Below are 12,064 nucleotides of genomic sequence, written 5' to 3' on the forward strand. Positions count from 1 at the left end.
GAAGGCATATGGCCAAGTACAAAGAGCAACTACAAAGAGTCTGGCACAAGTATGAGGCCACACATGGTGCTGTACCTGCTACCGCTCGCGAAGCGGTCGCTTGGGGTATCTCACAGGGTATGATCGAGATGCCCGAAGTCGATCCTTTGGACAAACTCGCATCGGATATGTCGGATGCCCTCAGAGAAGAGTACGCGACCGACAAGGATGGGCGGCGGTATCGAGTCAATCATGCGGTTCGCGTCACCAGGGGTGGAGTGCAATACACCTTTTGGGCCATCATGAATGATGCGCCACGGGACCACATGCAAAAGGCTTTCATTCAAAGGCGTGAACAGATCGTGGGTGACTGCGTTCAACTCAGCACCGACGTTGAAGCGTACAACGCTATCCACGAAGATCAGAAACCGATTCAAATGCTGTTCGATTTCCGGGATGATATTGAAGAGCGCAGATTTGGGGTTGAAGTGGCGGCTTAGTCCTTCTTCCAGCGGGCCTCTGCCGCCACACGTGCTATTTCCTCACGTTGCTGCTGCGTCAGTGAAGCTGCGCGCTGCTCTCCGCCCTTTTTTCCGCCTTTACGCTGTGCCGAGGTGTCGGGACTAAACTCGACCTCGCACCCTGTAGCCATGTCCACAATTGACTTCGCCAACTGGTTTGCGTCGCGCGGTCTCTTAGGTTTATCGGTCATGGCCCGAATATGGAGATGAGCGGGCGACGTTGCAATTCAAAGGTTTCCGGGTCAGATTTCAAACTGACCCACTACCCACCAGCCGCTTGAATGGCAGCGCGCGACGCATAAATATATCCCAGCGAATGCCTCGAAGAGGGTTCGTCAAGGGCGCGACTGCTTCGGTCGCGTCTGTCTGGCTCGCTTTGGAACAAGGAGTGGACGGTCCATGACACGGATGTCGCTTTTCAACAGCCCGCTTCTGCTGGGCTTCGATCACGTGGAACGCGTGCTCGACCGCGTCGCCAAGTCGGCGAACGACGGATACCCGCCTTACAACATCGAACAGACCGGGGAACAGTCCCTGCGCATCACGCTGGCGGTCGCCGGATTCGGCGACGAGGATCTCAGCGTGACGGTCGAGGAGAACCAGCTGGTGATTCGGGGCCGGCGCAGTGAAGACACTTCCGAAAGGATTTTCCTGCATCGTGGCATCGCCACGCGGCAATTCCAGCGCGCTTTCGTGCTGGCGGAAGGAATCGAAGTCGATGACGCACAGTTGGACAACGGCCTGCTGAACATCGATCTCAGCCGCCCGGTGTCGGAGACGCTGGTGAAGACCATCAACATCCGCTCGAAGAACGCGCCGTCACGGCCCGTACTGAGCGACAGCATGAAGCAGGAGGCGAGCAATGACTGATGCAATTGATCAGATCCGGACCATGTCCCCGGAAGTCCTGGCCAATGTCGGCGCGCAGGCGCTGGCCTACGTCCGCCCCGTCGAAGTCGATGGCGGCCAGAAGGCCTTCGGCATCTTCGCCGCCAACGGCATGCAGATGGGCATCGCCCCCTCGCGGGAACTCGCCTTCATCACCGTCCGGCAGCACGAACTGATGCCGGTCAGCGTGCACTGATCCATCGGCAGTCATCCCCGGCACGCGCGGGGATGACTGTCGTTCTGCCTCGCCGGCTCAGGCTCTCATCCGTAAACCGGACGGATCGAACAGCGGATCGATCAGCAGTTCCGCCTTGCGACGCTCTCCGATGATCTCGACCTCGAACGGTGCATCCGCAGCCTCGGCGAATTCGGCCGGCACATATCCCATGGCGACCGACGCGTCCGACGCATGCGCGTAGCCACCTGACGTGATCCAGCCCCTGACTTTGCCATCGATCCAGACCGGTTCGTCGCCGATCACGTCCGCGTCTGTCGCATCCACCTTCAGGGCGACCAGCCGCAGTTCCGGTCCCTCGTCGCGCTCACGCAATGCCGCGTCCCGGCCGATGAAGTCATTCTTCCGGGTGCCAACGAAGCGCCCGAGGTTGGCTGCATAAGGTCCGTAGATCGGGCGGTACTCCCGCGCCCACGTGCCGAAGTTCTTCTCCAGCCGCAGCCCGTTCAGCGCCCGCCCGCCGAACAGGGCCATCCCGTGTTCTGCCCCTGCCGCGCGCAGCAGGTCATAGATCTGTGTCTGATAGTCGGCTTTCATCCAGATTTCGAAACCCAGATCGCCGGTGAAGCTGATCCTGCCGACCTTCGCGGGGAACATGCCCAGTTCCATCTCCCGGAAGTCCATGAACCTGAAAGCATCCGCCGAGATATCCTGATCGGTGACCGCCGTCAGAACATCACGCGCCTTTGGGCCGGCAATCGACAGGCCGCACATCTCCAGCCCCAGTGCCCGGACATGAACCCGCCCGTCATCGGGCAGATGCGAGAGGAAATAGCGCATGTGATAGGTCTCGGCGACGCCGGAACCGAAGACATAGAAGCGTTCGTCCCCCGCCTTCGCGACCGTGAAATCGCCGATCAGCCCCCCTTCCGCGTTCAGCATCGGCGACAGCACGATCCGGCCCGTCTTCGGCATCCGGTTGGCGAGCAGATGGCTCAGCCAGACCTCGGCGCCGGGTCCGGTGACCTCGTACTTCGCGAAGTTGGAGGTCTCGATCATGCCGACGCCTTCGCGTACCGCCGCGCATTCGCGGGCGACCTGCGCGTGGCTGTTGGAGCGCATGAAGGTGACATCCTCGACCGGTTCCCTGTCCTTTTCCTGGAACCAGAGCGCATGCTCCACGCCGAAAGATGCGCCGAACACCGCGTTCTCGGTCTTCAGACGGTCATGGATCGGTGTCGTGCGCAGGGGCCGTCCGGCCTTCAGTTCCTCGTTCGGGAAGGTGATCGAGAACCGCCGCGAATAGTTCTCCTGCACCTTGGCGGAGGTATAGGCCTTCGTGGCCCAGTCACCGTACCGCGCGACATCCATCGCCCAGACATCGAAGCCCGGATCGCCGTTGACGATCCAGTTCGACAGCGCCAGACCGACACCGCCGCCCTGGCTGAACCCGGCCATCACGCCGCAGGCGCACCAGTAATTGGCGAGGCCCTTCACCGGCCCGACAAGAGGGTTTCCATCCGGCGCGAAGGTGAAAGGCCCATTGATGATCTGCTTGATTCCTGCGCGCTGGAACGCCGGGAAATGCCTGAAGCCCACTTCCAGCGACGGCGAAATCCGGTCCAGATCGGGCTGCAGCAGTTCGTGGCCGAAATCCCAGGGTGTGTCATCGGGCGACCAGGGCACGCAGGCACGCTCGTATGTGCCCATCAGCATCCCGCCACGTTCCTGCCGCATGTAGATCTCACCGCCGAAGTCGATCGCGTGCAGCACTTCCTTGCCGGTGCGCTCGTTGATCTCGGCGACTTCGGGCATGTCCTCGGTCAGCAGATACATGTGCTCCATGGCCAGCACGGGCAGTTCCAGCCCCGCCATGCGCCCGACCTCGCGCGCCCACAGGCCGCCGGCGTTGACCACATGGGTCGCGTGCACCGGTCCCTGTTCGGTCTCGACGTTCCAGGTGCCATCCGGGCGCTGGTTCAGGCCGGTCACCCGGTTGCGCAGCACGATCTCGGCCCCGTTGATCCGGGCTGCTCTGGCGTAGGCATGGGTTACGCCCGACGGGTCCAGATGACCATCGTCATGGGTGTACATGGCCCCGACGAAATACTCCTCCTCCAGCAGGGGAAAGAGTTCCTTGGCTTCGGAGACGGAGATCAGATCGTAGTCGATGCCCAGATAGCGCCCGCGTGCCGCGGCCATCTTCAGCCACTGCATCCGCTCGGGCGTGTCGGCCAGCAGGACGCCGCCGGTCAGGTGCACACCGCAGGCCTGCTCGGAAAGTTCCTCGATTTCCTTGTAGAGATCGATCGTATAGCGCTGCAGCTTGGCGACATTGGGATCACCGTTCAGCGTGTGCATCCCGCCCGCCGCATGCCATGTCGATCCCGAGGTCAGTTCGGACCGTTCAATCAGCATGACGTCGGTCCAGCCGAGTTTGGTCAGATGGTAGAGCACGCTGGTGCCGACGACTCCGCCGCCGATGACGACGACCTGGGCTGAACTGTTCATGGGTCTTTGATTCTCCAGTCGTTCGGGATCAGGGTTGAGCAGAGCGATACCTGTCTAGAAATCCGTCGGTGCGCCGCCTTCTTCGGTGCGCCTGGCAACGAAGGCATCAAGCTCTTCGCGGATGGCGGCATCCATGGGCGGAGGTTCATAGGCGGCGATCATGTCCCGGTAGATCCGGTTCGCCTTGCCATAGGCATCGGGCCGCCCGGCTTCCTCCCAGCTCTCGAAGTTGCGCCAGTCGGAAATCAGCGGATTGTAGAAGGCGGTCTTGTAGCGGCTCTGCGTGTGTTCACAGCCGAAGAAGTGACCGCCCGGTCCGACCTCGCGCATCGCGTCCAGGGCCAGATCGGCCTCGGTCACGCCGATGGGCGTCAGGAACTCGCTGACCATCTGCAGCAGGTCCGCGTCCAGCACGAACTTCTCGAACGAGGTATGCAGCCCGCCTTCCATCCAGCCAAGGCCGTGCTTCAGCATGTTGACCCCGCCCATCACCGCGCCCCAGAGGGAGAAGACACTCTCATAGCCCGCCTGCGCATCCATCGCATTGGCCGCATTCACGTTCGACGACCGGTACGGCAACCCGTAGCGCCGCGCCAGTTGCCCGCCGATAATCGAGGTCCGCATGGCCTCGGGCGTACCGAAGGCGGGGGCACCCGACTTCATGTCCACGTTCGAGGTGAAGCCGCCGTACACGAAGGGCGCGCCCGCCTTCACCGTCTGGCTGAAAACCAACCCCGACAGCGCCTCGGCGTTCTGCTGCACCAGCGCACCGGCCAGCGTGACCGGGGCCATCGCACCGGCCAGCGTGAAGGGCGTCAGCACGACCGGCTGTCCACGCCGCGCAAGCTGGATCATGCCTTCCAGCATGGGCGTGTCCATGCGCAGCGGCGAGGAGGAATTGATGATGGAAATGACCGACGGTTCGCGATCGAAGGTTTCGTGATCGACACCGCGTGCGATGCGCACCATCTCCATGCCGTCGACGATGCGTTCGCGGCCCAGACTGTAGGCGTGGACCGCTTTGTCGGACATGGTCAGCATATCGTGCAGGCATTCCAGGTGCCGCACGCCCGCGTGGATATCGACGGGTTCGACCGGATAGCCGCCCCAGATGTGGACGGCGTTGAACTGATGCCCCAGCTTCAGGAAATTGCGGTAGTCCTCGCGGTTTCCGGCGCGGCGTCCGCCCTGCATGTCCGACGCATTGGGGGCGCTGGCGGCTGCGCAGTAGACCAGATAATTCTCGCCGAAACGGACCGTGTGTTCCGGATTGCGCGCATGGAAATCGAAAGCCGAAGGGGCCAGCCCGATCACACCTTCGACCAGATCCGGGTCAAACCGGACACGATCACTGTCGGCGTCAACATCCGCCCCGGCGGCCTTCAGCAAGGCCTTCGCTTCCGGGTGAATGTAGTCGATGCCGATTTCCTTCAGCACATCCAGCGAGGCCCGATGGATCGATTCCAGTTCGTCCGCCGAAAGCAGTTCGGTCGGCGGAAACGGCAGCCGCGGCTGCCTGAAGGGACGCTGCTCGATGATCTGCTCCGGTCCGCGCCCGGCTTCGCCGACACCGTCGCGCCGTCGGCCGCCCCTGCGGCGTCCGCCGCCCGACGCTGCCCGTTCTTCCGCCATCGAAAGTGTCCCCTGTCGCTTCGACCCGACCGGAATGGGCCGAATGCCAGCGCGAAGTCTGACACCCGATGGCGCATTGGGAAATCGTCAGGCTGCGCCCCATTGTGTTCTGTCGGCGACCTACATCCGGCCGACGCCAAAGCTGTTGGGTTTCAGCGGACGCTGTCCGGATTCGCGGCAGATATCGAGACACAGCCCCAGTACCTTACGGCTGTCGCGCGGGTCGATCAGCCCGTCGTCGAAGATCATCGCCGTGTTGTAGACCGCCTCCCCCTCGCGGTCGAACTGGCTGACGATGCCGTCATACATCTTCTGGATCCGGTCGTGATCGGGCTCCACGCCTTTCCGTTTCGCGCCCGCCTCGGCAACGATCTTCAGCACGGTCGCCGCCTGTTCGCCGCCCATTACCGACATCTTGTAGTTGGGCCAGCCGAAGATGAAATCCGGGTCATAGGCACGTCCGCACATGGCATAATTGCCCGCCCCGAAGCTGGCACCGACGTGCAGGGTGATCTTGGGCACGCGGATGTTGCTGACCGCCTGGATCATCTTCGAGCCGTGCTTGACCATCCCGCCGCGCTCGGACTCGGTGCCGACGATGAAGCCGGTGGTGTTGTGCAGGAAGATCACCGGTGTATCGGACTGATCGCACAGTTGCATGAACTGCGCGGCCTTGGTCGCGCCCGCATTGTCGATCGGGCCGTTGTTGCCGATCAGCCCGACCGCATGCCCCATGATCTCGGCAAAGCCGGTGACCGTCGCCGCACCGTATTCCGCCTTGAAGTCCACGAAATCAGAGCCGTCGACCAGCCGCGCGATCAGTTCCCGGCAGTCATAGGGCTTGCGATAGTCGACAGGGACCAGCCCGCAGATCTCGTCCGGATCGTATAGTGGTTCGGCGAAGGTCTTCGGCGTCGCGGCGGGCAGGCGGTCGTTCCAGCGCAGCTTGGCCATGACCTCGCGTGCCAGACGGATGCCGTCCGCATCGTTCTCGGCCATGAACTCCGATACCCCGGAAACCAGCGTGTGCATCTCGGCACCGCCCAGTTCCTCGTCGGTCGCAACCTCGCCTGTGGCCGCCAGCAGCAACGGCGGTCCGGCCAGAAAAACCTTCGCGCCGCCCTTCACCATGATCGTGTAATCGGACATGCCCGGCACATAGGCTCCGCCCGCCGTCGACGAGCCATGCACGACCGTGATCTGCGGAATACCCGCCGCCGACATCTTCGCCTGATTATAGAAGGTCTTGCCGCCCTCGACGAACAGGTCGGCCTGATATTTCAGGTTCGCCCCGCCCGATTCGATCAGGCTGATGCGCGGCAGTTTCTGTTTCAGGGCGATGTCCTGACCGCGCAGCGCCTTCTTGCTGCCCAGCGGCGTGATCGTCCCGCCCTTGATGCCGCTGTCGGAGGCGTTGACCATGCAGCGCACGCCCGCGACATAGCCGATGCCGATGATGGTCCCGCCGCCCATGATGTCGTCCACGCCGTCATCGTCGTGAAAGCCAAGCCCCGCCAGCGTCTGGATCTCCAGAAACGGCGACCCCTTGTCCAGCAGCCGGTCGATGCGCTCGCGCGGGGTCAACTGGCCCCGTTTGGCAAAGACGTCCGCCTTGGCGTTCGAGGTATCGCGGACCTTCTGTTCCAGCGCCCGAATGCCTTCGATCTTCGCCAGCATATCCGCGCGGTTCTGCCTGAAGCCGTCGGACTGCGTTGAGAGTTTGGATGTCAGAACGGCCACAGCGTGATCCCTCTTTCGTTCGATTACGATTTCATGTCTGCGCGATGGCGCGACGCGCGGCGGAAGCGATGAAGCCCGAGCGGCTGGCACCCTGCGCGCGGGCGGCCTCGTCAATCGCAGTCAGGATACCGCGATCCAGGGATACCGACAGCCTGACCTTCTCGCCGCTTTCGACGATCAAGGGTACGAAAACCAGCACCTCGCCCTGACCGATCGCGCCAACGTCTTCCACACGGGACGGCGGCGGCGGGGCAATCTCGGCTTTGATCAGACCTTCTACATGGCTCGACAGCGCATCTACTGCGTTCTCGATGGCCGCGTCCGCCGTGTCGCCTTCCGAAAGACATCCCGGCAGATCGGGAAAGGTGACCGTGAAGCCACCTTCTTCGGTGTCGGGTGTCAGTACTGCCAGATAACGCATCGTGTTTCTCGCTGACCTTTCGGATTTCAAAGCCATCCCGCCATGCGGGCGATCGATCGAGCGGTACCGGTCTTCAGATCCTTTCGCGGATGCGGCAAGGTAACCAGCTTCGGTTCCTTCGGATGCTTGAACGTTCTGTGAGACCCCTTCCGGGAAACTTCCTGCCAGCCTTCCGTCAGCAATCGCCGGATGATCCTGCGGCTATCACGTTCAGGCACCGGCCATGCCCGTGATCGTATGCATATATTTATGCAGTTTGCGGTCCATGTCCAGATCAGGTCTCGTCGTCGGTCAAACGACCCCGCAGTGCTCTGGGCGATTGGTACAGATGAAACCCGTCCCAGGCCCGGTTATGACGTTCGCCGGGCTCAGAAGGCCGATGTCCGCGTTCCAGCGGTGCGCCGCCGTCGATGCCGATGCTCTGGCCGGTAATGTAGGCGGCGGCGTCGGACAGCAGGAACACGATGGCTGCAGAAACTTCCGCCTCGACGCCGTGGCGGCGCAACGGGACATAACGGTCGCGCGTGGCCAGTTCGGCGGATACCTCCGGCGGATAATTGTCATAGCCGGACGACGCGACCCAGCCCGGCGCAACCGCATTGACCCGCACCCCCGCGTGCGCCCATTCCAGGGCCGCCGTCTTGGTGAAATTGTCCATGCCGGCCCGCGCCGCACCCGAATGGGCCATGTCTGGCAGGCCCAGATCGAATTCGGCGGTAATGTTAACGATAGCGCCGCCATGGTCGCGCATCCATTGCTTCCAGACCTCGCGGCTCATCAGGAACCCGCCGGTCAGATTGTTGCGCACCACGGCATCCCAGCCCTTGGCCGAGATATCCTCGATCTTCGCCGAGAACTGCCCGCCCGCATTGTTGACCAGCCCATCGATCCGGGCGTGCGCATCGATGATCTCGCCGATCATCGCCGTGACCCGCTCTTCGTCTCGGATGTCCGCGACATGGCACGTCGCGGTGCCGCCTTCGGCCTCGATCTCGGCGGCGGTCGTCTCCAGTTTGGACAGGGTGCGCCCGACCAGCGCCACCGTCCCGCCCAGCGCGACGATCTCATGCGCTGCACATCGGCCCAGGCCTGTCCCGCCACCGGTCACGATATAGGTCCGGCCATCGAATATGCCGTCCCGGAAAATGGAACTGTATCCCAAGGTCCAAGCCTCCCCGCTTGCCTTTGCTCCCCAATCAATAGAGCATTTTTTGCAACGGGAGGAAAATGCATGTCTGACGAGGTTCTGAAGATCGAGAAGCGCGGGGCGGTGGACTGGGTGACCATGAACCGGCCCGATGCCTACAACAGCCTGAACGCCGATATGATCGACGCGCTGCTGGATTATTTCCAGAGTCTGTACATGGATCACAGCGTGCGCGTGGTCGTGCTGCACGGCGCGGGCCGGGGATATTGCGCCGGGCTGGACCTGAAGGAACGCGCGGGCCGCAATTCAGAGCAGCCCGAGTCGCGGTCCTCCGCCGACGGGCTGCGGTCCCAGCGCCGCATCTCGGAGATCGTCATGCGGATGCGGAAATGTCCGCAGCCGATTCTGTCGCTGATCCATGGCGGCTGCGCGGGCGGCGGGTTTGCGTTCGCCCTGGCCTCCGATATCCGCATCGCGGGCAAGAGTGCCAAGATGAACGCCGCCTTCATCCGGCTGGGGCTTTCCGCCTGCGATATCGGCGTGTCCTATTTCCTGCCGCGCCTGGTGGGCGTGTCGGTGGCCAGCGAACTGATGATGACGGGCCGCTATATCGGCGCCGAGCGGGCGCTGGCCACGGGTCTGGTCTCGGAAATCGTCGAGGATGCCGATCTGGAAACCGCCGCGCAGCCCTTCGTGGACGATCTGCTGAACGCCACGCCGCTGGGCCTGCGCCTGACCAAGGAATGCCTGAACATGTCCGTCGATGCGCCCAGCCTGGAAGCGGCCGTCGCCATGGAGGACCGCAACCAGATCCTGTGCGCCAGCGGCCCTGATTTTCACGAGGGCGTCCGCGCCTTCATGGAAAAGCGGAAGCCGGTCTATTCGGGCAACTGACCCGTCGGCTGGAAGCCCGAACCCGGAGAACCCGGCGCCGATCTATTTTCGCGGCATCATGTCGTAGGGATGCTGCCAGCCGTCCATCGCCGCGACGCGCTCGGTCCAGGCGCGGATGTTCGGATGGTCGGGCCAGCCGGTCATGCCGAATTCGTCGGTGTAGTACATGTAGCCCAGCAGCGAGAGGTCGGCGATGGTCAGCCGCTCGCCCAGCAGGAAGTCGCGGTCCTTGAGCCGGTTGTCGACGATCTGCATCGCGCCCAGCATCCGACCCTTGGCGAAAGCCACCACGCCGGGATCCGGTTCCTTCACGAAGGTGCTCATGAAGCGATAGGTCGCCGTGAACGAGGTGAACTTGTGATTGTCGAACAGCATCCAGCGCAGGATCTCGCGGCGCTCGTCATCGTCGCGCGGACCGAACCTGCCGGTCGTCTCGGCCAGATAGTCGAGCATCACACCCGACTGCGCAAAAGTCCTGTCCCCGTGCACCAGCACAGGCACCTCGGCCATTTCATTGATCGCCAGATACTCGGGCTTCTTGTGCGCGCCGTTGAAGAAGTCGACGAAGAGCGGCTCCCAGTCCGCGCCGCTGAGCGCGAGCATCAGGGCGGCCTTGTAGGCATTGCCCGATTCTCCGAAGCAGTGGAGTTGATATTCAGCCATGTTGCGGTCCCTTCGCGTTTCCATCGGCAGGCCGGAAACTTGTGCGCCACTGCCCCAAGGTCAAGCCGGCGCAAGGGTTCGACGTTCCGCGTTGCCGCTGCTGGCCAACCCGCCTATGATCGCGCACGCTGAGGGAAGCGGCATTGCTTGGGCGAGGGGATCATGAAAGTCACGTCAGCCGAATATGGCGAAGCGATTGTCGTGCGGGTATCCGGTCGTATCGACCAGAATTCCGCCGCCGAATTCCAGAAGGAACTGACCGCGCGCGTCGATACCGCGATCGAGAAGAACGGTCAGATCGTCGTCGATCTGTCGAAGGTCGACTACATTTCCTCCGTCGGTCTGCGCGCCCTGATGATCGCCAACAAGCAGGCTGCGCCCAAGGGCGTCACCATTCGCGTCGCGTCGATGCAGGAGGTGGTCAGGGAGGTCTTCCAGATCAGCCACTTCGACAAGGTCTTCCCGACCTTCGATGAAATGCCCGCCGCCCTGCAGGCCGTGTCGGCCCTGGCCGCGGCCGCCTACACCGACGAGTAGACCGGTGAAGGTCAGGTTCTGGGGCACCCGCGGCTCGATTCCCACCTCGATGAATGCCGACCACGTGCGCGACAAGATCATCGGCGCCGTAGAGGCCCTGGCCGAGAGCGGCAACAGCGATGCCGAAGCCGCCGTCGATGCGCTGCCGTTTCACCTGCGCGGCACCTACGGCGGCGAGAGTTCCTGCGTCCAGATTCAGACCGGCGGCGATGAATATGTCGTCTGCGACATGGGATCGGGTGCCAGGCGGTTCGCGCTCGACTGCATGGGCCGTCATGGCCCCGGTGCGCCGCAGGTCTACAACGTGTTCCAGAGCCACGTGCACTGGGATCACATCATGGGCTTCCCGTTCTTCGTTCCGGCCTACATTCCGGGCAACAAGGTGCGCATTCACGGCTGCCACGACGTGCTGGAAGAGGCCTACCGCCGCCAGCAGGCCGACCCGAGCTTCCCGGTGCATTTCGATTTTCTGGGCGCGGACATCGAGTTCGTGAAGCTGGAACCGGAACAGACCTACCAGATCGCCGGCCTGTCGGTGACGCCGTTCAGACAGCTTCATCACGGCGATTCCTACGGTTACCGTTTCGAACAGGACGGCAAGGTCGCGGTCTATTCGACCGATTCCGAGCACAAGCTGGAGGACGCGGACGAAACCGCCTACTTCGTGAAGTATTTCAAGGATGCCGATGTGGTGGTTTTCGACAGCATGTATTCGCTGGCCGAAGCAACATCGCTGAAGGAAGACTGGGGCCATTCGTCGAACATGGTCGGGGTGGAGCTGTGCCATCTGGCCAACGTGAAGCAGCTCTGCCTGTTCCATCACGAACCGATCTATTCGGATGCCCAGATCGCCCAGGTCGAGGCGGAGACGCGGCGCTACGAAGAAATCATGCGCGGTGAGGCCGCGCCCCTCTCCGTCATGGCGTCCTATGACGGTCTGACTGTCGAGACCTGAT

13 protein-coding genes are annotated in these 12,064 nt (G+C 62.7%); 6 read left to right on the forward strand and 7 right to left on the reverse strand.

All coding sequences use genetic code 11. From position 1 onward, the window contains the following. The first annotated feature begins 8 nt into the window (after window positions 1-8). From ACN0X7_RS17990 to ACN0X7_RS18000, 3 genes are all read left to right on the forward strand, one after another. Window positions 9-479: a hypothetical protein gene (locus ACN0X7_RS17990; protein WP_417519840.1), complete on the forward strand. Its 471-nt coding sequence runs from the start codon at window positions 9-11 to the stop codon at window positions 477-479. A 420-nt stretch (window positions 480-899) separates the two neighbouring features. Beyond that, window positions 900-1,370, forward strand: coding sequence for an Hsp20 family protein (locus ACN0X7_RS17995; protein ID WP_417519842.1), 471 nt, complete (start codon window positions 900-902; stop codon window positions 1,368-1,370). Next, window positions 1,363-1,584 (forward strand): DUF1150 family protein, encoded by a 222-nt coding sequence (locus ACN0X7_RS18000; RefSeq protein ID WP_417519844.1) that lies wholly within the window; start codon window positions 1,363-1,365, stop codon window positions 1,582-1,584. Before ACN0X7_RS17995 ends, ACN0X7_RS18000 begins: the two co-directional genes overlap by 8 nt. A gap of 57 nt (window positions 1,585-1,641) precedes the next feature. Here ACN0X7_RS18000 and ACN0X7_RS18005 read toward each other — a convergent pair whose 3' ends face one another. From ACN0X7_RS18005 to ACN0X7_RS18030, 6 genes are all read right to left on the reverse strand, one after another. Then, complete coding sequence (locus ACN0X7_RS18005; RefSeq protein WP_417519846.1) at window positions 1,642-4,074, reverse strand: GcvT family protein; 2,433 nt, start codon at window positions 4,072-4,074, stop codon at window positions 1,642-1,644. Between the two features lie 54 nt (window positions 4,075-4,128). Continuing rightward, window positions 4,129-5,706, reverse strand: coding sequence for a trimethylamine methyltransferase family protein (locus tag ACN0X7_RS18010; RefSeq protein WP_417519848.1), 1,578 nt, complete (start codon window positions 5,704-5,706; stop codon window positions 4,129-4,131). Window positions 5,707-5,826: 120 nt separating this feature from the next. After that, a complete protein-coding gene (locus ACN0X7_RS18015; RefSeq protein ID WP_417519850.1) occupies window positions 5,827-7,446 on the reverse strand; it encodes an acyl-CoA carboxylase subunit beta in 1,620 nt (539 codons plus the stop codon). 31 nt (window positions 7,447-7,477) lie between these two features. Then, the gene (locus ACN0X7_RS18020) at window positions 7,478-7,867 is read right to left on the reverse strand and encodes a type II toxin-antitoxin system HicB family antitoxin (protein WP_417519852.1); all 390 of its coding nucleotides are present in this window, start codon (window positions 7,865-7,867) and stop codon (window positions 7,478-7,480) included. Between the two features lie 26 nt (window positions 7,868-7,893). Next, the gene (locus tag ACN0X7_RS18025; protein ID WP_417519854.1) at window positions 7,894-8,085 is read right to left on the reverse strand and encodes a type II toxin-antitoxin system HicA family toxin; all 192 of its coding nucleotides are present in this window, start codon (window positions 8,083-8,085) and stop codon (window positions 7,894-7,896) included. 56 nt (window positions 8,086-8,141) lie between these two features. Beyond that, window positions 8,142-9,029 (reverse strand): SDR family oxidoreductase, encoded by an 888-nt coding sequence (locus ACN0X7_RS18030; RefSeq protein WP_417519856.1) that lies wholly within the window; start codon window positions 9,027-9,029, stop codon window positions 8,142-8,144. Window positions 9,030-9,098: 69 nt separating this feature from the next. Between ACN0X7_RS18030 and ACN0X7_RS18035 the strand changes: the two genes are divergently transcribed. Further along, window positions 9,099-9,908, forward strand: a complete 810-nt coding sequence (locus tag ACN0X7_RS18035) for an enoyl-CoA hydratase/isomerase family protein (protein WP_417519858.1) — start codon at window positions 9,099-9,101, stop codon at window positions 9,906-9,908. A gap of 42 nt (window positions 9,909-9,950) precedes the next feature. Here ACN0X7_RS18035 and ACN0X7_RS18040 read toward each other — a convergent pair whose 3' ends face one another. Further along, window positions 9,951-10,571, reverse strand: coding sequence for a glutathione S-transferase family protein (locus tag ACN0X7_RS18040; protein WP_417519860.1), 621 nt, complete (start codon window positions 10,569-10,571; stop codon window positions 9,951-9,953). 162 nt (window positions 10,572-10,733) lie between these two features. On the opposite strand from ACN0X7_RS18040, the gene ACN0X7_RS18045 reads away from it, so the two are divergent. Together ACN0X7_RS18045 and ACN0X7_RS18050 are read left to right on the forward strand one after the other, a co-directional pair. After that, a complete protein-coding gene (locus ACN0X7_RS18045; RefSeq protein ID WP_417519862.1) occupies window positions 10,734-11,108 on the forward strand; it encodes an STAS domain-containing protein in 375 nt (124 codons plus the stop codon). A 4-nt stretch (window positions 11,109-11,112) separates the two neighbouring features. Continuing rightward, the gene (locus tag ACN0X7_RS18050) at window positions 11,113-12,063 is read left to right on the forward strand and encodes an MBL fold metallo-hydrolase (protein WP_417519864.1); all 951 of its coding nucleotides are present in this window, start codon (window positions 11,113-11,115) and stop codon (window positions 12,061-12,063) included. The last annotated feature ends 1 nt before the right edge of the window (window position 12,064 follow it).

Source organism: Minwuia sp., assembly GCF_048263705.1.
Taxonomy (GTDB): domain Bacteria; phylum Pseudomonadota; class Alphaproteobacteria; order Minwuiales; family Minwuiaceae; genus Minwuia.